The organism is Clostridium thailandense (genome assembly GCF_019207025.1).
Lineage (GTDB): Bacteria > Bacillota > Clostridia > Clostridiales > Clostridiaceae > Clostridium_AM > Clostridium_AM thailandense.
Window position 1 is genome coordinate 46,788 of record NZ_JAEEGC010000041.1, and the last position, 22,417, is coordinate 69,204.

The following is a 22,417-nucleotide window of genomic DNA, read 5'->3' on the forward strand; positions in this document are numbered from 1 at the left end:
AAGCCTGTAACGGTTAAATATCTATACTACTTGGAATATATAAAACTTTAAGTAATAAGATTCATCAGAATTCCACAAAATTGGATGGTCTGAGGCTTGGGTCCTAAACTCTACTTGTCTTAAAGTTTTTCTAGCATCTTTAGCAGCGTCAGCAATAGTATTTTTAAATAGCTCAGGATTCATAAAATGTGAACAGGAACAAGTAACTAAAAATCCACCAGGTTTAACCATCTTTATTCCTCTAAGGTTAATTTCTTTATAGCCTCTAACAGCACCATTAATTGTTGATCTTGATTTTGTAAAGGCAGGTGGATCAAGAATTACAACATCATATTTTCTTCCTTCCTTAACCCATTGGTGAAGTACGTCAAAGGCATTATGACACTCAAATTTAACTCTATCAGAAATGTTGTTTAGTTCAGCATTTCTTGTTGCTTCATCTATTGCCAATTGAGATATATCAAGGCCAAGTACACTTTTAGCACCAGCTATTCCAGCATTTAATGCAAATGATCCTGTATGAGTAAAACAGTCTAGAACATCAGCATCTTTGCAAATTTTATGTATAGCACGTCTATTTTCCTTTTGATCAAGAAAAAATCCGGTTTTTTGTCCATTCTCTATATCTACATGGTATTTTACTCCATTTTCTATAATCTGCACGTTAGTATCAAAGGGATCTGTTAAAAAGCCTTTAACTTGATCCATTCCTTCTAACTCACGAACCTTAACATCGCTTCTTTCATAAACTCCTTTTGCATCAAATTCATCTTTTAGCAATTTTACAATTATATCTTTATATTTATCAATTCCAAGTGCTAAAGATTGTATTACATAATATTCTTCATATTTATCTATTATAAGCCCAGGAACAAAATCTGCTTCTCCAAATAAAAACCTACAGCTTGAAGTGTCAATAACTTTTTTTCTATATTCCCAAGCGGCATTTAATCTTTTTCTAAAAAAATCTTCATCTATTTCTTCATTTATGTCTCTTGTCATCATTCTTATGGTGATTTTTGAAACATCGTTTATATATCCTTTTCCTATAAAGTCACTTTTAAAATTATAAACCTCAACTATATCGCCATTTTCATATGTACCATCATAACCTTCTATTTCGTCAGTATATACCCAGGGGTGACCAGCTTCGGCTTTTCTTCCCTTACCTTTGTATAAATAAAACTTACAAGCCATTAATTTATTACCTCCATGTTTTTGTTCATTATGTAGTATACCACAATTTGAAAATTGTAGTATATATTATTTTTGCTTAGATAGATTTTGCCTTGCAAATAAATAAAGTGAATTTATAACTTAAAATTCCTTTGACATAAGGCTCAGGAATAAATTAAACTATTTCTTGTAGTATTTTGAGATATTTTATGTTTAATATGAAAGGTTTGAGGAGAAGAATATGAGTATATTAACGGTTAAAAATGTTAGCCATGGATTTGGTGATAGAGCAATACTAGAAGATGTTTCATTTAGATTACTAAAAGGTGAACATGTTGGTCTTATTGGAGCTAATGGTGAAGGTAAATCAACATTTATGAACATAATTACAGACAATCTTATGCCAGATGAAGGACAAGTTATTTGGTCAAATAATGTTAGAGTAGGTTATATGGATCAGCATGCTTCATTAATTAAAGGTATGACAATTAGAGAAGCATTAAGAGGTGCGTTTCAATATCTTTTTGATCTTGAAACAGAAATGAATACACTTTATGGCAGTATGGGAGATATGAATGAGGATGATATGAATAAAGCTCTGGAAAGAACTGCTATAATTCAAGATATGCTAGATCATAATGGCTTTTATATTATAGATGCTAAAGTGGATGAAGTGGCAAAAGGATTAGGACTTTTAGATTTAGGTCTTGATAAGGACGTTTCAGATTTATCGGGCGGACAGAGAACTAAAATTCTTTTAGGTAAGTTATTACTTCAAAATCCAGATATATTACTTCTAGATGAGCCCACAAACTATCTTGATGAAGAGCATATTGAGTGGTTAAAGAGGTATCTTCAAAATTATGAAAATGCCTTTTTACTAATATCCCATGACATTCCATTTTTAAATAGTGTAATTAATTTGATTTATCATATTGAAAATAGAAAACTAACGAGATATGTTGGAGATTATAATGAATTCCAAAGATTATATGAGCTTAAAAAGGCTCAATTGGAAGCTGCTTATGATAGGCAACAGAAGGAAATAGAGCAGTTAGAGGATTTTGTTGCTAGAAATAAGGCTAATGTTGCTACTGCTAATATGGCAAAATCCAGACAAAAGAAGCTAGATAAGATTGATAGAATAGAACTGACAGCTGAAAAGCCAAAACCGCAGTTTAACTTTAAGCAAGCTAGAGCTGCTGGTAAGGTTATTTTTGAGACTAAGGATTTAGTTATAGGATATGATGAGCCATTAACAAAACCATTAAATCTTTACATGGAAAGAGGCCAAAAGATTGCCTTAGTAGGAGCAAACGGTCTTGGTAAGTCAACACTTTTAAAAAGCTTGCTTGGACAAATAAAGCCTGTTTCTGGTAAAGTGGAACTTGGTGATTATCAATATATTGGTTATTTTGAACAAGAAACAAAGGAAGCAAACTATGATACTTGTATAGAAGAGATGTGGAAGGAGTTTCCTTCATTCACTCAATATGAAGTAAGAGCAGCTCTTGCGAAGTGTGGGCTTACAACTAAGCATATTGAAAGTAAAGTTGTAGTTTTAAGTGGTGGTGAACAAGCAAAAGTTAGATTGTGTAAGATAATAAATAAAGAAACAAATATACTAATTCTAGACGAGCCCACAAATCATTTGGACGTAGAAGCGAAAGAAGAATTAAAGAGATCGTTAAAGGAATATAAAGGAACTATATTACTTGTATGCCATGAGCCGGAGTTTTATAGAGAGATAGTTACAGAGATATGGGATTGTGAATCATGGACAACTAAAATTGTGTAAAATATAAATAAAAGGAGTGCACTGCACTCCTTTTATTTATATTAATTCATTTTTTTAATTTTAGCGTTGAGCTTCATATTGTCTTAAAAGCTTAACGAATAATTCAGGAACCTTTTCCATATTATCCGGAGATTCAATAAATGCAACACGGAATTGAGTGCTTCCTGGGTTAGTTTCATCTGATTTAATATCGTAGAAACCTTTCAAAGGTGCTACTAAAAGAGTTGTATCAACTCCATTGCAATTTACTGCACCTTTTTGTGCACAGTATAAAACAAAATCGATTGAATCAAATCCTGGTTTTACAACATTTCTAACGTCAATTACTGAGTATATAGATGCATCAGGGCTTGAAACGATGAGATTAGGCTCCTGTTCGTTCATACCTTTATAGAATTTAAACATGATATCTTTATAATATTCACGAAGGCCTTTGCACCATCCAGAAATACTTTCCTTGCTTTCGTGAGCTAATGCTCCGAATATATACTGACCTATTACATTAGCGCATAGATTTGCAGTATATTCAGCTACTGACTGAGTATGATATTCTGCGTTATCAGTGATGATAGCTCCGATTCTTAAACCGCAGGCATTCCAAACTTTTGATGCAGTCTCAATGCTTATTCTTCTACCTTCTATACCAGGTACATCTGCATCGCTAAGTCCCCAAATACTTACTAAGCTGCTATTTTCATCATAATATAATTCACGATAAGCTTCGTCACTTACCATCCACATATTGTATTTTACGCATAATTTAGCAAGCTCTTTAAGAGCTGGATAATCATAGAGCTGACCTGTAGGATTGTCATAAGGTATTACAAGAAGTGCTCCAGGGTTATGTTCTTTAATAATTTCTTCCATTTTGTCTAATTCTGGGAGGCTGAACTTTCCATCTTCACCTAAGTGACGTTTTACTGTAACAGTCTTACGGCCAATTCTTTCTGCAAAAGAAATATAATTTGTGTAGGCTGGGTCAATCATCATAAGAGGTTTGTCGCCAGTACCTGCATCTCCGCAAACACCAAGTAATAATAGTTCCATACCAGTGGAGCCACCATCAGTTACTTGAACAAATAATTTACTAGTATCAAAGCCTTCACATTTAAGAATGTTTTTAAAAGCATCTTGAGCCTCAGCTACACCAACAGTACCTGAATATTGTATAACACCCTTTGCAAATGGACTTTCAGGTGCATTTAATGCGAACATTCTTTTTTGCATAGCAGGATTTGTTGGAAGTGAAACGTTTCCAATTGCTACATTTATCAACGCAGGTTTCTCTTCACGTTCAGCAAATTTCATCTGTCCAAGTCTTACGTCTGATGGCATTCTTTTTTTCAAATGATCTGATAATACTGGTTTATTCATTGATAAAATACCCCCTAAAAAATATAATTTATAATGATGCATAGCATTCATTTTTTTTCAGAAATCCTTCAAATATACAGTTTAAAACTTGTGATGGTTTGACACATTTTTCATTTGTTTCAATTTAATATTTTAGAAGAATAACTTGTAAACCTTTTCAAATTTGATGTAAGACTCAACTTTATATTCAATAACATCGCTTTAATATATAGCTTAAATAATTTTATTTAAGACAATTTTCAGAAGTTTCTTACTTGTATATAGTATACCACGTTATTAGAATTTTTCAAAATTTTTTAATTGAATTATTCAATTTTAATTCGTTTAGTATAGCATTCTCATAACTTTATTCAATTTCAATAAAAAATTTGAGAGTATTTCCGTCTTATGTAAATATTTCTCGTGAAGCATTAATTGCATAAGTAGGATAAAGTAGGAATATAAGACAAAAAATTAACCTACACGATTAAAATATGGTGTAAGTTAACTTTATAAACCTTAGGTTATGTCTTCAAAGGTTAGACAGTCACTTTTTATCCAACCTTTGGAATTTGTTCTGTCTTCTGATAAAATAGAAATTTCATACCAAAGATCTTCGTTAATTTCTGCACTATCATGTATTTGGACCACTATGTTTTCCATTAGAGAATTGAGAGTAGCTGATTTATCAGAAGGCCACAAGTATAACTTACAGTTGCTTTTAATTATTCCCTGGTTTTTGTCAGGATAGTGATATTTAACTATAATTTGTTCCTCTTTTTCTAAGTCTGCTTTATTCTTTAGACTATTGTTCTGATGCTTTAGAAGTAAAATCTGTTTTCTTTGATTTGTCATCTTATTTGTAAAGTAATAGGAAATAAATAATGCGAATCCAACTAATAATAAAAAAAGAAATGCTAACATAAGATTACCTCCTTTTAATAGATACACAATATTATTATATTCAGAAAAAAGTAAAACTGTCATAAAATAAAAAAATCCTAGTTAAGTTCAACTAAGATTTTAAAAATTTGTATTTAAACAGCCTCTATTAGGTCTAGATATTTATAAATATACATGTCTGAAAGATTTATTATATCATCTTTTTGATAATCTGAATAAGTATCATGAACACCTATCACGGTCATTCCAGCAGCTTTTGCACCTTTAATTGCAGGAAGTATGTCCTCAAATACGACACAGTCATTTGCGTTAATGGATAATTTTTTTGCAGCTAATAAATATACGTCAGGAAAATCTTTACCTCTCAAAACCTCATCCGTAGTAGTTATAGAATCAAAAAAGTGATAAATATCATTTTTCTTAAGTGCTATCTCTATAAGAGGCTTAGAATTACTTGTGGCTAAGGCAAGTTTTATTCCTCTTGATTTTAGCAAGGTTAAAAATTCTTTAGCTCCAGGCTTTAAATCGACTTTATGAGCATATTGATAGAGTGCCATTTCATTCCACTCATTTTGAATTTCTTCTATTGAATCAGTAATATTAAATCTATCTTTAAAGTATTGAGCAACTTCTGAGAAGCTCATATGTTCTATATCCTGTTTTAAGTTATTTGGTAGTTGTATATTTCTCTTTCTTAAATATTCTTCATCGATTTTACTCCATACCCACATGGAATCAATTAGAGTACCATCCATATCGAATATGGCTCCCTTAATGTTTTTCAGCATAAGATATCACCTCAATTTATAGTATAGCATCAAATGTTATCAACATAAACTAAAAAGTCACCTTAAAATAAAGTGAAAGATAGAAAGCTTAAAATTAAGGTGATTTTTAGAAAGCTTTTTAAATAAAAATATAGGATATCTTATAATTTATAAGATATCCATAAAATAGGACGGTTTAATACGCCTTCTTTAAAATTTCCTCTCAAATATATCTATTTTCTCTTCATCTTTAAAGTCTTCAAAGGAAGAGATGCCTATGCTATCTAGTATTTTATTCATACATGCACTGTCAACAGCAACTTTTATTGATGAATTTTCAGCTAATTCGTCAATATGTTCTTTGCCTTTTTCTTTTGGAATAATTGCTTTGGGGCCGCCTACACAGCCACCTATACATCCCATTCCTTCAAGAAAGTTAGCATTTAATTCACCGTTTTGAGCTTTCTCGAGTGCCGTTTTACATTCTTTCACACCATTTGCTTGGGTTGATTTAAGAAGTTTATATTTTTCAGGAAATATTCGTTCTATTGCATCTCCAATAGCAGTAGAGACTCCGCCTGTACGACCGTAAAGTCTGCCCCCTCTTGATGCGTACTCTGTGGATAAATCTCCTTTTAATTCTTCAGGTTTTACATCTAAGGCTTCAAATATATCATGCACTTCTGCAAAGGTAAGTACAAAGTCTATATCGCCTAAAAGGTCTTTTTCTTTTGCTTCAGCTTTTTTAGCAATGCAAGGGCCTATAAATACAACTTTACAATTAGGATGCAATTTTTTTAGAATTCTACCAGCGGCTATCATTGGAGATACAGAAGGGGAAACGTTTTTTACTAAATTATTATAAACTCTTTTAAGCATAGCAACCCACATTGGACAACAGCAAGAAGTAATCATTAAATCATCTTGTTTCTTAACAAGATGGTCAAACTCAACAGTTTCTTTTAGGGTAAGCATATCTGCAAAAAATGCTACTTCTACCATATCAGTAAAGCCAACTCGTTTAAAAGCTGTACGTAATTGGTCTATAGTAACAGTATCACCAAATTGGCCTATAATTGCTGGTGCTACTGCAGCTATAATTGGAGAACTGCTTTTAAGTAGTTCAGCTAGAGGAATAAATTCCACTCTATCTAGTATACTTCCTGTAGGGCATGCTTCAACGCAGAAGCCACAATCAGTGCATTTTTCACAATCAATTACACTTGTATTTTTTCTACTGTCTATAAAAATTGCATTGAAGGGGCATGATTTTTGGCATATTGTTTCACCATTCTCATCTTCGCAATCCATTGAACAGTGTTTAATTTTATTTACTATTTTATGATCTGCTTCATAAGAAGAGATGGCTATCTTTAAATCTGAAACAAAGTTTGGGCTATAAGTTATACCTGTTCCGCAAAGAGAAGAAATAACCTTACATAAGTCTTCCTTATTAATTTCATTAAGAGATAAAATTTCATTAATTTTTTCTTCAAATTTTTCTTCGTAGTAGGCTTTTATTAGTGATTTAAACAGTTCACTATGTTTTGCTTTCATAGTAACAACTCCTTATAAGATTATAGTTAAATTAATTTATATTATACCATATTATGCTAAAACAACTGATAAATTTACAAATATCTATCAGTTGTTTTAGTATAACTATTTGATTTTTTCATCACCAGCACCGCGAGTAGGGACAGTTGACATAAGAAAGCCTACAAGTATAGAAACTAGTGCTGGTGCTACTATATTAATATAGGATATGTACCAAGTTCTATAAAGTATTATAGCTGTAACGCCAGTTATTATTATTGTTACAATAAAGGTGTAAATTATAAACTTTGCAAATGAACTAAAGAATTTTTCATAAAGTCTGTGTCTTGTGGGACCACTAATTATATTTCTGAATAAAAAATAAGAAGCAAGAATTAAAATAATATCTACCACAGCAGATATTAAAAAGTTTTTCATAAGTAAACACCTCCAATAGGTTATCAACTATAGTATTACCATATTGGAGGATTTTAAGCATAATCGTATTTCTTTAATTTTTAAGGTACATTTCTCCTATTTTAAATACATCTCCAGCTCCCACTGTTAAAAGAACATCACCACTTTGTAGGTTTTTTTCTAAATGTGAAACTATTTCGTCAAAGCTATTGATATTAGAGCAGTTCACACCTAACGAACTAATCTTATTTGATAACATAGCTGAACTTACTATACCGGTATCTTTTTCCCTAGCAGCATATATATCTGCTAGTATAAGCTCATCCACATCATTGAAAGCTTCACTAAATTCCTTGAATAAGTTTATAGTTCTTGAATAGGTATGAGGTTGAAAAACACAAAATATTTTTTTATGAGGATAGTTTTTTGCTGCATTTAATGTAGCTTGAATTTCAGTTGGATGATGGGCGTAGTCATCTATAACAGTAACGCCATTCTTCATACCCTTTATTTCGAACCTTCTATGGGTACCCTTGTATTCCTGTAAGCCATTTACAATATTTTGATATGGTATACTAAGAGTCAAACCAACACATATACTTGCAAGTGCATTTAGAATATTATGTTTGCCAGGAACATTTAATTGTAGAGATAAAAGCTTTGTATTATTTTTATAAACATCAAAATGGGCGCAACCTTTTTTATTAAAAATAATATTTTTAGCGGTAACATCACCGATGTTTATTCCGTAAGTTACCACGTTGCATTTTGATTTGGAAATTACATTTTTCATTCTTTCATCTTCAGCACAGCATACTAAGAATCCATTCTCAGGAATAAGTTTGGAAAATTGTACAAAGGCATTTTCAATATCATTTATGTCTTTATAATAATCTAGGTGATCTGCATCTATATTTAATATTACTCCTACATAAGGAAAAAATTTAAGAAAAGAACCTTTATATTCACAAGCTTCTGTTATAAAATAGTCACTATTCCCTGGACGTACATTTCCATCTATGGCATCAAGTTGTCCTCCTACAAGTATTGTAGGATCCAAATTAGCATCTAAACATATATGTGATACCATTGAAGTTGTTGTAGTTTTACCGTGGGTTCCAGAGATTGCAACGTTAAACTTATGGCCCTTCATTATGTTGCCTAAAAACTCAGCTCTAGTCATAGTTGGAATGTTTAGTTCTTTAGCTCTCATAAGTTCAGGATTATCTTCGGATATAGCGGCAGTGTATACCACTAGATCAATATCTTCATTTATGTTATCCTTTTTTTGACCAATGTAAATTTCAGCATTATCCGCTAATAACTTATCAGTTATAGGTGAAGACTTCATATCAGATCCTGATACCTTAAAGCCTCTGTTAAGTAGTATTTCTGCTAAACCGCTCATGCTTATACCACCTATGCCTATGAAGTGTACTTTTTTGTTTTTATCTTTTATAAAATCAAATGACAATAAAATCAGCTCCTTTAATTAAATAACTTCATTTAATAATTATATACAAAAATAAACCAAAAAAACACAATTGTAAAATTTTATTTTAAATTGTAATATGTAAGGTATTATAATAAGTATTGATTATATAATTTATTTAGAATAAAATATGAATGATAGAATATAATTTTAAATAAATATTCGCGAAATTGAAGGTGAATAGGTGATATTATGGATAAATTTAGCAGGAACCAGCGAGTTGCAGCCATAACAAAAATATTAATAGAAAATCCTAATAAGATTATAAATTTAAATAATTTTACTGATATGTTTAATGCGGCAAAATCTACAATAAGTGAAGATTTAGTTGTAGTTAAGGATATTTTAATGAAACTTAGCATGGGAAGAATTGAAACTATATCTGGTGCGGCTGGTGGAGTAAAATATGTGTGTGGATTATCATATGAAAAAAGTAAGGAATTTGCTGAAAAACTATGTATTATTTTGAAAAATAGAGAAAGAATAATACCAGGGAATTTTTTATATATGACTGATTTAATGTTTAATCCTCAAGTTATACATACAGCAGGAATTATACTAGCAGCATCCTTTATAGATAAGAATGTAGATTATGTAGTTACTGTTGAAACTAAGGGAATTCCTCTAGCTTATGAAGTAGCTAAAATGCTTGGAGTGCAATTGGTTGTAGTTAGAAGGGAAACTAAAGTTACTGAAGGGTCAACTTTAAGTATAAATTATGTTTCAGGTTCTAGCGGAAGAATACAAAATATGTCTTTATCTAAAAAAGCAATGAATAAAGGAAGTAAGTGCGTATTTGTAGATGATTTTATGAAAGCTGGTGGTACAGCATTAGGAATAATAGATTTATTAAAAGAATTTGATAGTGAACTTTTAGGAATAGGAGTATTAATAGATAATGTAGAGAATCCTAAAAAACTTATACATCATTATGTTTCAATAGTTGATTTTAAAGGTATTGATGAGAATGGAGAAGCGCTTTTATTTCCTTCTAAAATGTTCAAATAATAAAATTTTCAAAAAATTTATTTATTTTTAATAAATTTAAGAAGGAAAAATATAAAATGTAGAGAATAATATATACATAAGCATCTTGGAGGTGGATTTTATATGCAAATTACAGACGTTAGAGTAAGAAAAATTGCTGCTGAAGGTAAAATGAAAGCTATAGTTTCAGTAACCTTTGATAATGAATTTGTAGTTCACGATATAAAGGTTATAGAAGGTCAAAATGGACTTTTTATAGCAATGCCAAGCAGAAAAACTCCTGATGGAGAGTTTAAAGACATAGCGCATCCAATCAACACTCAAACAAGAGAAAAAATACAAAAGTCTATTTTAGAAGAATATGAAAAAGTAAAAAATGAAGAAGTTGCTTCCGAACAGACTGTGGAAGAATAATAAAAAGGAGTATATTATACTCCTTTTTATTATTTTTAATGACTTATAACTTGCTTTGCAGCTACCAACGAAAATAGATTGAATATCTATTTTTGTAGCAAGAGTAATAAAAATTTGAAAACTTTTAATTTTATTAGCAATATATATAGGATTTTTAAATAATGGATACATATAATATAAAATATAGTAAAATATTATTAAACTATTTTTTTTGATAAAAATGATTCATATGGTTGAAAATAATATTCATATAAAATATAATATTTAAGGGATGTTTGTATAACATAAAGTAGAAAAATGTAGGTTTATGACCGTAAAGAGGTGTTATAATGTATAATTGTGCTATAATATTAGCCGCTGGAGAAGGAAAGAGGATGAAATCTTCCACACCTAAGGTACTTCACAAAGTATGTGGAAAAGAAATGGTAAACATAGTAATAGATACAATTAAGATATCAGGAATAAATGACATTAATGTAATTATCGGAAGAGGAGCAGATAAAGTAAAAGATGCTACAATAAATAACAATGTATCTTATTCTTTACAGGACAAACAGCTTGGAACAGGTCATGCTGTTATGTGTGCAAAGGAATTCTTAAAGAGTAAAAAAGGTACAGTAGCAATATTTACAGGAGATGCTCCTTTAATTACGAAAAATTCAGTAGAAAAGCTTATTGCTTTTCATAACGAAGAAAATTACAAAGCTACTATATTGACATCAATAGTAGACAATCCAGACGGTTATGGTAGAGTAGTAAGGGAAAGCAGTCAAGAAGTTTCTAGAATAGTAGAACATAAAGATTGCAATGCAGAAGAATTAAAAATAAACGAGATAAATGCAGGAATGTATTGTTTTGACATAGAAAGTTTGTTAAGAAGCTTGGATAAATTAAATAATAATAATGCTCAAGGTGAATATTATCTACCTGATATTATAGGAATTCTAAAGAATGAAGGATTAAAAGTAGGGGCAGTGCCAGTGGAATTTGAAGAGACTATGGGGGTAAACTCCAGAGTTCAACTTTCTGAAGCAGAGAAAGTTATGAGAAAGAGAATAAACTTAATGCACATGGAGAATGGAGTTACTTTAATCGATCCTGATAACACATATATTGATTTAGATGTGGACATTTGTAACGATACTATAGTATACCCAGGAAATATTATTCAAGGAAATACTGTGATAAAAGAAAACTGTACTTTATATGCTAATTCAAGAATTGAAGACAGTTTCATTGATAAAAATGTTACAATACAATGTTCTACAATACTTAAAAGTAAAATAGGCGAAAATACTACTGTAGGACCGTTTGCATATATAAGACCTGAAAGTGTTGTAGGTAAGTCAGCTAGGATAGGTGATTTTGTTGAAATAAAGAAATCTGTTATAGGAGACGAAACTAAAGTTTCTCATTTAACATATATAGGAGATGCTGAGGTTGGAAGCAAGTGCAACTTTGGATGTGGTACTGTTGTTGTTAATTATGATGGAGCAAAAAAATGTAAAACTTTGGTTGGTAACAATGTATTTATAGGTTGTAACACAAATTTGGTTTCCCCAGTGAAGGTTAACGATAATACATATATAGCTGCGGGATCAACCATTACTGACGAAGTTCCAGAAGGTGCTTTAGCTATTGCAAGAGCTAAACAAGTCAATAAAGAGGGCTGGGTAGAAAAAAAAGGTAAAAAGAAATAAAATTTTAGGAGGATTCTATAATGATAAACCACGGTAAGAATATTAAAATTTTTACAGGTAACTCACATCCAGGGCTAGCTAAGGACATAGCAGATATTTTAGGGTTAACTGTTGGAGAAGCAAAGGTTTCCACATTTAGTGATGGTGAAATATCTGTTGATGTAAACGAAACAGTAAGAGGAACAGATGTATTCATAATTCAGTCTACGAATAATCCTGTAAATGATAATATGATGGAACTTTTAATTATGATTGATGCCTTTAAGAGGGCTTCAGCAGGTAGAATAACAGCAGTTATGCCTTATTATGGATATGCAAGACAAGATAGAAAGGCAAAGGCAAGAGATCCAATTACAGCAAAACTTGTTGCAGATATATTAACTGCAGCTGGTGCCCACAGAGTTTTAACTATGGATTTACATGCTGCTCAGATTCAAGGATACTTTAATATACCAGTAGATCACTTACTTGGTTCACCTATCCTTGCAAAATATTTTGTACAAAAAGGATTTGCAGATAGAGAGGATGTAGTTGTTGTTTCTCCAGACCTTGGAAGTGTAACAAGAGCTAGAAAATTTGCCGATAAGCTACATGCGCCAATAGCGATTATTGATAAAAGAAGACCAAAGGCAAATGTATCAGAGATAATGAATATTATAGGCGATATTCAAGATAAAACTGTAATATTAGTAGACGATATGATAGATACTGCAGGAACAATAACAAATGGAGCTAATGCTTTAGTTAAGATGGGAGCAAAAGAAGTTTATGCTTGCTGCACTCATGCTGTTTTATCAGGTCCAGCTATAGACAGAATAAAAGAATCAGCTATTAAAGAGTTAGTTATGTTAAATACTATAGATTTACCAGAAGAAAAAATGTTAGATAAGTTTAGAATGTTATCTGTAGCGCCTGTATTTGCAGAAGCTATAAAGAGAATATATGAAGATACGCCTGTAAGCAAATTATTTGAAGACTAAAATTTAAACTAGAGAAGCATGCGAGATTGTAGATTCGCATGCTTTTGTATTATTAAATTATAGTAAATTATTTGTAACTTTTTAAGGATATACTATTAGTATATATAAGATATGTGATAAATTATTATATATAAGTAATTATGTTATAAAAAGAGTTATACTCACAAAATACAATGGAGGGATATTTATCATGGAGGGAAAAATTGGAAAAATTTTAATCGTTGATGATGATCAAAATATATGTGAAGTGATAAAGATGTATGTTGAAAATTCTGGTTATGAGACTAGAGTTTGTCATAATGGAAAAGAGGCTGAAGAAATTTTTCAAGAATATAAACCAGACTTAGTTTTGCTAGATATAATGCTTCCATATATTGATGGAATAGATGTTTTAAAGTGGATAAGGAAGGATTATGAGACTCCTGTGGTTATGCTTACAGCTAAGGGAGAAACTTTTGATAAGGTATTAGGACTTGAGTTAGGGGCAGATGATTATATAGTTAAGCCTTTTGAGCCTAAAGAACTATTAGCAAGGGTAAAAGCAGTTTTAAGGAGATATAACGTAGACAATGAAAATAAGGAAATATTAAAATTTGAACAGCTTACGGTTGATATTAATTCATATACTGTATTGTACAGAAACCAGGAGATAAAAATGCCTCCAAAGGAATTTGAATTATTATACTACCTAGCAAGTAATAAAAATAGAGTATTTACAAGAGAACAGCTTCTTTGTGAAGTTTGGGGTTATGACTACCCAGGAGATTCGAGGACTGTTGATGTTCATGTGAAAAGACTTAGAGAAAAGCTACAGGGAGGTCCAAATTGGCAAATTGAAACAGTATGGGGTGTAGGATACAAATTTGAGGTGAAATAGATGAAAAAAGGGTTGTTCTCTAAGTTAGTGGCCACTTTTGCAGCTATAATTGCAGTAAGTTTCATTATGACTGCTGCATTTCTGTCTTATTGGTTTGAAAGTTATTATTTTGAACAGAGAAAGGGGCAACTTACTGCAGAATCTGCGCATATATCTAGCATTGCAGTTCAATATTGGAAAGGAACTATTTCAATAGATAGACTTACTGAGCTTTTGACTGCTGTAGCACAATATGATTCTATGGATATATGGCTCGTTGATAGCTATGGATATCCATATGCTGTTTCAAATCCTAAACAACAAAATGTCTTAAAAACACAGGTACTTACAAAGGAATTAGAAAAATTAAGACTAAACGAACCTGTTGACACTATAGGTATTTATGGGAACATATTTAAAGTACCAGTGCGCACCTTTGATATACCTATTTTCTCTGGAGGTGTTTTTAAAGGGGCTATAATGATGCACACCTCCGTAAATGAACTAAAAAGTACCTTAATGAGAGTGTATGAAATTATATGGATTTCTGCGTTATTTGCTATAATAATTTCATGTATAGTTATATATTACTTTTCTCAAAGAATAATAATCAAGCCTCTTGCACAAATCAATTATGTAGCAGACAAAATTTCAAAGGGAGAGGTAGAAAAAAGAGTAAACATAAACTCTAAAGATGAAATAGGAATACTTGCCAAGTCTTTTAATTCTATGGCAGATTCATTAGAAGAAGTAGAGAAAAATAGAAGAGAATTTATATCAAATGTTTCTCATGAGATAAGATCGCCAATAACCTCTGTAAAAGGATTTATTGGAGGAATTCTAGACGGAGTAATACCTAAAGAGAAAGAAAACTATTATTTATCCATTGCTTATGAAGAGGTTCAGAGGCTTACAAGGCTTGTAAATGACTTATTAGATCTATCAGCTATTGAAGCAGGACAATTCAAGTTAAGAATTGAGGAAATAGATATTAATGAAATTGTTAGATTATGTATAATAAAATTCGAACAAAAAATACATGAGAAAAGATTAAAGGTAGACGTATTGATGCAAGATGATAATCTTTATGTAGCAGCAGATAGAGATAGAATAAATCAAGTAGTTACTAATCTTGTAGATAATGCAGTAAAGTATGTTGGTGAGGGTGGAACTATAAAGGTCAGCACAAAAATTAAAGGTGATAAAGCTCTAATATCAGTATTTAACGATGGTCCTATCATACCTGAAAGAGATTTAAAACATATATGGAATAGATTCTACAAGGTTGATAAATCGAGAACATCTAAAGTTAGTACAGGACTGGGACTATCTATAGTCAGAAGCATACTTACTCAACTAGGGGAAGACATATGGATTGAAAATAAAGAATCGCAAGGAGTAACATTTTGCTTTACATTAAAGAGGGTTTAGAAAATGATTACACTTTGTTCATATTTGTGTAAAAATATTTTATTATAATGTCTCTAATATTGATGGATTATGAGGTGTACTCGAATGGATGAAAATAAGTTTGATAAGATTAAAGATGTTAAATGGGAAAGTGTATCAGATTGTCGAGGAGAAATAAAATTTAAAAACAACAGAATGAGGTCTCAAGTAAGAAAGCTATTTAAAGGTGTGGCTTTTATACTCATAGCTTCAGTGTCAGGTGCAGTATCAGGAGCTTATATAGTTGATAAAAAGTATTCGGATAAGACCTATACACCAATCAATCAATCGTTAGTTGAGACTAAAGACGGAAATAGCAAAGATGGAACTGCGAGTTTGCCTAAGAATGCTGTAACTAAAGTTGCTGAAGTAGTGAGTCCAGCGGTTGTAGGGATAAGCAATAGCTCAGAGGGGTTTTTTGGATTACAGGATACTGGAAGTGGTTCAGGAATAATATTTGATCCTAATGGATATATAGTTACAAATAATCATGTAATAGAGGGTGCGGCTAAATTGACAATAAAATTTTCCAGCGGGAAAACTTTACGTGCAAATTTAGTGGGAGCTGATCCAAGGTCAGATTTGGCTGTTATTAAGGTAGATGCAAAAAATCTGCCAACTGCCAAGTTTGGAGATTCATCAAAAGTTAATGTTGGAGATATGGCAATTGCCATAGGAAATCCATTAGGAGAAGAGTTTTCAGGATCGGTTACAGCTGGTATAATTAGTGCATTAAATAGAAGAATACAATATGGTGGAGCAATATACAAGGTTCTTCAAACAGATGCGGCTATAAATCCAGGAAATAGTGGTGGACCACTTTGTAATGAAGCTGGAGAGGTAATAGGAATAAATAGTTTAAAAATTGGAGCACAACAAAATGCAGAAGGTATGGGCTTTGCTATAGGTATAAATGAGGCAAAAGATATAATAAAATCTTTGATGACGAATGGTAAGGTTTCAAGGCCAGCCCTTGGAATTTACGGGCAAGGAGTAGTATCAGAAGAGAAAAATATTGAAGGAGTATATGTAGTTCAAGTAGTTGAAGGAAGCGGTGCTGAGGCCGCAGGACTTAGGCAGGCAGATATTATAATTGAATTGGATAAGAAAAAGGTAACTAAATCTGATGATTTATCAGAAATATTAGATAAACACAAAATTGGAGATTCTATACAGTGTAAAATTCTGAGAAATGGAAAAACTATAGAAGTAAATATTACACTTTCAGAGGTGAAAGAAAAAAATAGATAAAGAGACTTTGATAGTCTCTTTATTATTTATGTCTTTTGGTATAATATATTAATTATGTGATTAACAATTACAGAGCAGTTAGGAGTGGAGAAATGTTTTTAGTAGTTGGACTAGGTAATATAGGAAAGCAATACGAGCATACTAGACATAATGTTGGATTTGATGTTATAGATTTGATAAGTGATAAGTATAATATATCTATGAACAGGGAAAAATTTAAGGGTGTATATGGAGAAGGAATAATGTCTTATGAGAAGGTAATATTGCTTAAACCAAGCACATATATGAATTTAAGTGGAGAAAGTGTAAGAGAAATAGTTAACTTTTATAAAATATCTAATGAAAATATAATTGTTGTATATGATGATATAAGTTTAGATATAGGAAGATTGAGAATAAGAACTCAGGGAAGTGCTGGGGGGCATAATGGAATAAAAAGCATAATATCTAATTTAGGTACTGACGCATTTCCAAGAGTTAAAGTAGGAATAGGACAGCCCAAAGAACAGTTAATCTCCCATGTTTTAGGTAAGTTTTCTACAGAAGATAGAGCAAAGATTAAAGAAGTATTTGAGACAAGTGTAGACGCTATTGAATGCATAATAAGCAGTGGAATGGCTGAGGCAATGAATAAATATAATGGTTTTAAAATATAAAATTATAATTTAATTTTTATAGTTTGTAGGGTGGTTGTTATAAAATGAGACTAGAAGGACTTATGAAGCCTCTTAAAGTTAGTAGAGAATTTAAGGAAATACAAAGCAGCATAGAGAGAACTAGATTTCCAATAGGTGTATTTGGAATTTCCGAATCTGCAAGAGGTTATTTAATAAATGGATTGTATGAAGAGTCAGACAAGCCATTTATTGTATTTACTCACAGTGATGTAGAAGCAAGGAAACTATATGAGGATATATCTTTTTATATTCCCAATGTTTATTATTTTCCAACAAAAGAAGTGGTGTTTTATAATATAGATGCCATATCAGGAGATTTAAGATGGGAAAGATTGAAGATAATAAAGGAGATGTTAAGTAAGGGTAAAAAGGTAATTGTTACAAGTATAGAAGCCTTAGCTTCAAGCTATATTCCTGTAAACCTTTATAAAGGCTATATATTTAATATTTCTAAAGGTAATGTTTTAAATTTAGAGGAGTTAAGTGAAAAACTTATACAATGTGGTTACGAAAGAGTTGAAATTGTAGATAGCAAGGGACAATTTTCTATAAGAGGGGGAATAATGGATATATATTCACCTATTTCAGCAGAGCCTTATAGAATTGAGTTATTTGGTGATGAGGTTGACTCTATAAGAAACTTTAATTTAGAATCACAGAGAAGTATAGAAAAAGTAAAAAGCATTGAAATATTTCCAGCTAAAGAAATGATTTTAGATAAGAAGAGAATAGAAAAAGGACATGAAAGCATAGAAAAGGATCTAAATATTGTATTAGACAGGTTAAAAAAGCAAAAAAATAGAGAGGCCATGGAAAAAATAAAAGAAGTTATTGGAAGAAATATTGAGATGTTAAAAGAGAATTGGAATTTTGAAACAATAGATAGTTTCCTTCCATATTTTTATGATAACTTATCATCATTTTTTGATTATACAGAAGAATACTTTATAATTATAGATGATATTCAGAGATGTAAAGGAAAACTTGATAGTGTATACTTTGAATTTGAAGAGAATTATAAAAGTTTTCTTGAGAGAGGCAATATTTTACCAAAGCAAGGAGAACTCCTTTTAAATAAAGATCAAGTTCTTGAATTATTAGAAGAAAAACAAGTATTGACAATAGATGCTATTGCTAAGTCTACTAAGATACTTAATCCAAAAACTATTGGGAATTTTTCTCAAATCACTTCCCCCAATTATCATGGACAAATAGATTTGCTCATTGAAGATATAAAGGATAAGAAAGCTAAGGGGTTTAAGATAGTTATTTTATCGGGAACAAGGCCAAGAGGAGAAAGATTAGTAGCAACCTTAAGAGATAGGGAGATTGATAGTTCCTATAGAGATACAATACATGAGATACAAGCAGGAGAAGTAGTTATAACCTTTGGAAGTCAATTAAATGGATTCGAATATCCAGAACTTAAAATATGTGTAATATCAGATAAAGAAGTTTTTGGTGAGGCAAAAAGAAAAAACTCCAATAGAGTCTCTAAAAAAGGTGTAAGTAAAATAAAGAGTTTCACGGAATTAAAACCTGGAGACTATGTAGTTCATGTAAACCATGGCATTGGTGTATATAAGGGAATTAATCAACTGGAGTTGAATGGTCATAAAAAAGATTATTTAGAATTAATATATGATTCAGATGACAAGTTATATGTTCCCGTAGAGCAGCTTGATATGGTTCAGAAGTACATAGGTACTGAAGGAAAAGCTCCTAAGATAAATAAACTTGGAAATTCAGAATGGGCCAAAGCAAAAAGAAAAGTAAAAAAATCAATAGAGGAAATTGCAGAAGACTTAGTAAAACTTTATGCTGCAAGAGCTACGCTGAAAGGGTATAGATATTCAAGAGATACCGTGTGGCAAAAACAGTTTGAGGAAGAATTTCCGTATGATGAGACTCCAGATCAGCTATCATCCATAAGCGATATAAAATCAGACATGGAATCTGATAAAGCTATGGATAGATTGCTATGTGGAGATGTAGGCTATGGAAAAACAGAGGTCGCTATAAGAGCAGTATTTAAAGCTGTTATGGATGGAAAACAAATAGCATTTTTAGTTCCAACTACAATACTTGCTCAGCAACATTACAATAATTTTATACAGAGATTTTCTGATTTTCCAGTTAGAATAGATATGATAAGCAGGTTCAGAACTCCAGCTCAGCAGAAGAATACCATAAAGGCTGTAAGAGATGGGGAAGTAGACATATTAATAGGAACTCATAGAATTCTTCAGAAGGATGTACAGTTTAAGGATTTAGGATTGTTAGTAATTGATGAAGAGCAAAGGTTTGGAGTAAGTCATAAAGAAAAAATTAAAAAGTTTAAGAAGAATATAGATGTATTAACATTAAGTGCAACACCTATACCAAGAACATTGCATATGTCCTTAGTGGGAGTAAGAGATATAAGCGTTATAGAGACGCCACCAGAAGAAAGATACCCTGTTCAAACTTATGTGGTAGAGTACAATGATCAGTTAATACGAGATGCCATATTAAGAGAGTTAAGCAGGGGAGGTCAAGTCTATTTTGTTTACAACAGAGTTGAAAGTATAAAAGAAATGGTATCATATATATCAAAGTTGGTTCCTGAAGCAAAAGTAGGTTTAGCACATGGGCAGATGCAGGAGAGAGAACTTGAAAAAATTATTGTAGATTTTATGAAAAATGAATATAATATTTTGGTTGCTACAACAATAATAGAAACTGGAATGGACATTCAAAATGTAAATACAATGATAATATATGATGCAGATAAAATGGGTTTATCACAATTATATCAATTGAGAGGACGAGTTGGAAGAACAAATAGAATGGCTTATTGCTACTTAACTTACAGGAAAGACAAGGTTCTAACAGAAGTAGCAGAAAAAAGACTTAAGGCAATAAAAGATTTTACAGAGCTTGGATCAGGCTTTAAAATAGCGTTAAAGGACTTAGAAATAAGAGGTGCCGGAAACATGATGGGAGCCTCTCAGCATGGGCACATGGCATCTATTGGATATGATTTGTATTGTAGAATGCTAGAAGATACGATAAAACTTATAAAAGGTGAAATAGATAAAGAGCCAGTTGAAACAACAGTAGAGCTAAAAGTGGATGCGTATATACCAGGAGATTATATTAAAGATGAAGTTCAAAAAATTGAAGTTTATAAAAAAATAGCAGCAATAGATTCTTATGAGGATATGATAGATATTCAGGAAGAATTAGAAGATAGATTTTCCACTATACCTTCATCTGTCCATAACCTTATAAATATTTCATATGTAAGAAGTATTGGAAAAAAATTGGGTATTGAAGAGATAAAAGAAAGAAAAAATGAAGCAATATTTCAATTTGAGAGTCAATCTAGAATTGATGAAAATGTTGTCAAGGGTTTATTAAGAGATTATACTGGAAAAATAGGACTAAAGATGGGAGATAAACCTGGATTCTCGTATAAGCTTACAGATGTGAAAAAGGAAGACCTAATTTTAGAAATTAAAGAATTAATGGAGTACATGCTAAAAATATACACAAAAAATTAATTTTGTAGTAAAAATAGTTTTGTGTTAAAATTAGTTTGTATTGCGCTAAAACATAAAAGAAGTGGGGGAATAAACCGTGAAAAACATAAAAAAGATAGTTAGTGCAGCTTTAATAACAATGCTTGGATTTTCAGCTGTTGGTTGTAATATGATAGCAAAAACACCAGAGGCGATAGCTAAAAGTGCTGTAGCTGAAGTTAATGGTGAGAAGATAACTAGAAGCGACCTAGATAACAACATACAAATGAAACAGGTTATAGCTCAAGTTAAGCAACAATATGGTGAAAATTATGAAAAGAATGATGAAGCTAAAAGCACACTTAAAGATCAAAGAACAAAAGTACTGGATACCATGATAACTGAAAAAGTTATAGAGCAAAAAGCTAAGGAGCTAAAGGTGCTTCCAGATGATTCAAAATTAAAGGATCAGGCTTCTAAGCAATTAGATGATATTAAAAAGCAGCAATTTGGAAATGACGATACAAAGTTTCAAGATATGTTAAAACAACAGGGATTTACTGTAGATTCAGCTAAACAACTAATTTTTGATCAGCTAAAAGAATCACAAATACAAAAAAATATTTCGGATTATTTGGCAAAAGATATAAAAATTGACGATAAAAAGATTCAAGATTATTATAAGGCTAACCAAACTAAGTATACAGAAAAGCCTGATACAATACATTTAGCGCATATATTAGTTAAAACAGAAGATGAGGCTAAGAAAGTAAAAGAGAGACTTGATAAAGGTGAAGATTTCGCAAAAGTTGCTAAAGAGGTATCACAAGACCCTGGTTCAAAAGATAAAGGTGGGGACTTGGGAACTGTAAATTATGTTAATTCAGGCATGGATGCTACATTTATGGCGGCTGCTCTAGCATTAAAAGAAGGCACTATATCTGCACCTGTAAAAACTCAATTTGGATATCACATAATAAAATCTATAAAGAAAACAGAATATCCGGTTAAAAAGCTTGAGACAGTAAAAGATCAGATAAAACAAGAATTGTTAGAACAAGAAAAAAGTACATTGGTTTCACAAAAAACTAGTGAATGGCAAAAAGCTGCTAAAATAACTAAATACGAAAAAAATCTTTTATAAAATTAAAAAATAAA

General features: G+C 31.3%; 18 protein-coding genes. 11 read left to right on the plus strand and 7 right to left on the minus strand.

The features are described from left to right. Positions 1-21: 21 nt before the first annotated feature. Positions 22-1,197 carry a class I SAM-dependent rRNA methyltransferase gene (locus I6U48_RS10330; protein WP_218320334.1) on the minus strand — a complete coding sequence of 392 codons (1,176 nt, stop codon included), beginning with the start codon at positions 1,195-1,197 and terminating at the stop codon, positions 22-24. Positions 1,198-1,417: 220 nt separating this feature from the next. Between I6U48_RS10330 and I6U48_RS10335 the strand changes: the two genes are divergently transcribed. Then, complete coding sequence (locus I6U48_RS10335) at positions 1,418-2,974, plus strand: ABC-F family ATP-binding cassette domain-containing protein (protein ID WP_218320335.1); 1,557 nt, start codon at positions 1,418-1,420, stop codon at positions 2,972-2,974. 60 nt (positions 2,975-3,034) lie between these two features. Here the strand turns inward: I6U48_RS10335 and I6U48_RS10340 are convergent, their stop codons facing one another. From I6U48_RS10340 to murC, 6 genes are all read right to left on the minus strand, one after another. Beyond that, the gene (locus tag I6U48_RS10340; RefSeq protein WP_218320336.1) at positions 3,035-4,348 is read right to left on the minus strand and encodes a pyridoxal phosphate-dependent aminotransferase; all 1,314 of its coding nucleotides are present in this window, start codon (positions 4,346-4,348) and stop codon (positions 3,035-3,037) included. Between the two features lie 498 nt (positions 4,349-4,846). Next, positions 4,847-5,251 (minus strand): hypothetical protein, encoded by a 405-nt coding sequence (locus I6U48_RS10345; protein WP_218320337.1) that lies wholly within the window; start codon positions 5,249-5,251, stop codon positions 4,847-4,849. 113 nt (positions 5,252-5,364) lie between these two features. Then, positions 5,365-6,018, minus strand: coding sequence for an HAD family hydrolase (locus I6U48_RS10350; RefSeq protein ID WP_218320338.1), 654 nt, complete (start codon positions 6,016-6,018; stop codon positions 5,365-5,367). Between the two features lie 189 nt (positions 6,019-6,207). Beyond that, positions 6,208-7,554, minus strand: a complete 1,347-nt coding sequence (locus tag I6U48_RS10355; RefSeq protein WP_218320339.1) for a [Fe-Fe] hydrogenase large subunit C-terminal domain-containing protein — start codon at positions 7,552-7,554, stop codon at positions 6,208-6,210. A gap of 105 nt (positions 7,555-7,659) precedes the next feature. Beyond that, positions 7,660-7,971: a hypothetical protein gene (locus I6U48_RS10360; protein ID WP_218320340.1), complete on the minus strand. Its 312-nt coding sequence runs from the start codon at positions 7,969-7,971 to the stop codon at positions 7,660-7,662. A gap of 73 nt (positions 7,972-8,044) precedes the next feature. After that, positions 8,045-9,424 carry a UDP-N-acetylmuramate--L-alanine ligase gene (gene murC / locus I6U48_RS10365; RefSeq protein WP_218320341.1) on the minus strand — a complete coding sequence of 460 codons (1,380 nt, stop codon included), beginning with the start codon at positions 9,422-9,424 and terminating at the stop codon, positions 8,045-8,047. 210 nt (positions 9,425-9,634) lie between these two features. On the opposite strand from murC, the gene purR reads away from it, so the two are divergent. The 10 genes from purR to I6U48_RS10415 all read left to right on the plus strand — a co-directional run bounded on the left by purR (position 9,635) and on the right by I6U48_RS10415 (position 22,403). Then, on the plus strand, positions 9,635-10,450 hold the full coding sequence (purR, locus tag I6U48_RS10370; protein WP_218320342.1) for a pur operon repressor: 816 nt from the start codon (positions 9,635-9,637) through the stop codon (positions 10,448-10,450). Between the two features lie 102 nt (positions 10,451-10,552). Beyond that, a complete protein-coding gene (gene spoVG / locus I6U48_RS10375) occupies positions 10,553-10,843 on the plus strand; it encodes a septation regulator SpoVG (protein ID WP_218320343.1) in 291 nt (96 codons plus the stop codon). A gap of 329 nt (positions 10,844-11,172) precedes the next feature. After that, entirely contained in the window at positions 11,173-12,543 is a 1,371-nt protein-coding gene (gene glmU, locus I6U48_RS10380) for a bifunctional UDP-N-acetylglucosamine diphosphorylase/glucosamine-1-phosphate N-acetyltransferase GlmU (protein WP_218320344.1), read from the plus strand. Between the two features lie 20 nt (positions 12,544-12,563). After that, positions 12,564-13,523, plus strand: coding sequence for a ribose-phosphate diphosphokinase (locus I6U48_RS10385; protein WP_218320345.1), 960 nt, complete (start codon positions 12,564-12,566; stop codon positions 13,521-13,523). Positions 13,524-13,713: 190 nt separating this feature from the next. Continuing rightward, the gene (locus tag I6U48_RS10390; RefSeq protein ID WP_218320346.1) at positions 13,714-14,400 is read left to right on the plus strand and encodes a response regulator; all 687 of its coding nucleotides are present in this window, start codon (positions 13,714-13,716) and stop codon (positions 14,398-14,400) included. Next, positions 14,401-15,810, plus strand: a complete 1,410-nt coding sequence (locus I6U48_RS10395) for a sensor histidine kinase (RefSeq protein ID WP_218320347.1) — start codon at positions 14,401-14,403, stop codon at positions 15,808-15,810. A gap of 84 nt (positions 15,811-15,894) precedes the next feature. Then, complete coding sequence (locus I6U48_RS10400) at positions 15,895-17,079, plus strand: S1C family serine protease (protein WP_218320348.1); 1,185 nt, start codon at positions 15,895-15,897, stop codon at positions 17,077-17,079. Between the two features lie 92 nt (positions 17,080-17,171). Further along, positions 17,172-17,735 carry an aminoacyl-tRNA hydrolase gene (gene pth, locus I6U48_RS10405; protein WP_218320349.1) on the plus strand — a complete coding sequence of 188 codons (564 nt, stop codon included), beginning with the start codon at positions 17,172-17,174 and terminating at the stop codon, positions 17,733-17,735. 44 nt (positions 17,736-17,779) lie between these two features. Continuing rightward, positions 17,780-21,301 carry a transcription-repair coupling factor gene (gene mfd / locus I6U48_RS10410; protein ID WP_218320350.1) on the plus strand — a complete coding sequence of 1,174 codons (3,522 nt, stop codon included), beginning with the start codon at positions 17,780-17,782 and terminating at the stop codon, positions 21,299-21,301. Between the two features lie 76 nt (positions 21,302-21,377). Next, positions 21,378-22,403, plus strand: coding sequence for a peptidylprolyl isomerase (locus I6U48_RS10415; RefSeq protein ID WP_218320351.1), 1,026 nt, complete (start codon positions 21,378-21,380; stop codon positions 22,401-22,403). Positions 22,404-22,417: the final 14 nt, after the last annotated feature.

Bases quoted from the DNA above. Each gene is read 5' to 3' on its own strand.
- I6U48_RS10330 (WP_218320334.1), bottom strand. From the start codon at position 1,197: ATGGCTTGTAAGTTTTATTTATACAAAGGTAAGGGAAGAAAAGCCGAA.
- I6U48_RS10335 (WP_218320335.1), top strand. From the start codon at position 1,418: ATGAGTATATTAACGGTTAAAAATGTTAGCCATGGATTTGGTGATAGA.
- I6U48_RS10340 (WP_218320336.1), bottom strand. From the start codon at position 4,348: ATGAATAAACCAGTATTATCAGATCATTTGAAAAAAAGAATGCCATCA.
- I6U48_RS10345 (WP_218320337.1), bottom strand. From the start codon at position 5,251: ATGTTAGCATTTCTTTTTTTATTATTAGTTGGATTCGCATTATTTATT.
- I6U48_RS10350 (WP_218320338.1), bottom strand. From the start codon at position 6,018: ATGCTGAAAAACATTAAGGGAGCCATATTCGATATGGATGGTACTCTA.
- I6U48_RS10355 (WP_218320339.1), bottom strand. From the start codon at position 7,554: ATGAAAGCAAAACATAGTGAACTGTTTAAATCACTAATAAAAGCCTAC.
- I6U48_RS10360 (WP_218320340.1), bottom strand. From the start codon at position 7,971: ATGAAAAACTTTTTAATATCTGCTGTGGTAGATATTATTTTAATTCTT.
- purR (WP_218320342.1), top strand. From the start codon at position 9,635: ATGGATAAATTTAGCAGGAACCAGCGAGTTGCAGCCATAACAAAAATA.
- spoVG (WP_218320343.1), top strand. From the start codon at position 10,553: ATGCAAATTACAGACGTTAGAGTAAGAAAAATTGCTGCTGAAGGTAAA.
- glmU (WP_218320344.1), top strand. From the start codon at position 11,173: ATGTATAATTGTGCTATAATATTAGCCGCTGGAGAAGGAAAGAGGATG.
- I6U48_RS10385 (WP_218320345.1), top strand. From the start codon at position 12,564: ATGATAAACCACGGTAAGAATATTAAAATTTTTACAGGTAACTCACAT.
- I6U48_RS10390 (WP_218320346.1), top strand. From the start codon at position 13,714: ATGGAGGGAAAAATTGGAAAAATTTTAATCGTTGATGATGATCAAAAT.
- I6U48_RS10395 (WP_218320347.1), top strand. From the start codon at position 14,401: ATGAAAAAAGGGTTGTTCTCTAAGTTAGTGGCCACTTTTGCAGCTATA.
- I6U48_RS10400 (WP_218320348.1), top strand. From the start codon at position 15,895: ATGGATGAAAATAAGTTTGATAAGATTAAAGATGTTAAATGGGAAAGT.
- pth (WP_218320349.1), top strand. From the start codon at position 17,172: ATGTTTTTAGTAGTTGGACTAGGTAATATAGGAAAGCAATACGAGCAT.
- mfd (WP_218320350.1), top strand. From the start codon at position 17,780: ATGAGACTAGAAGGACTTATGAAGCCTCTTAAAGTTAGTAGAGAATTT.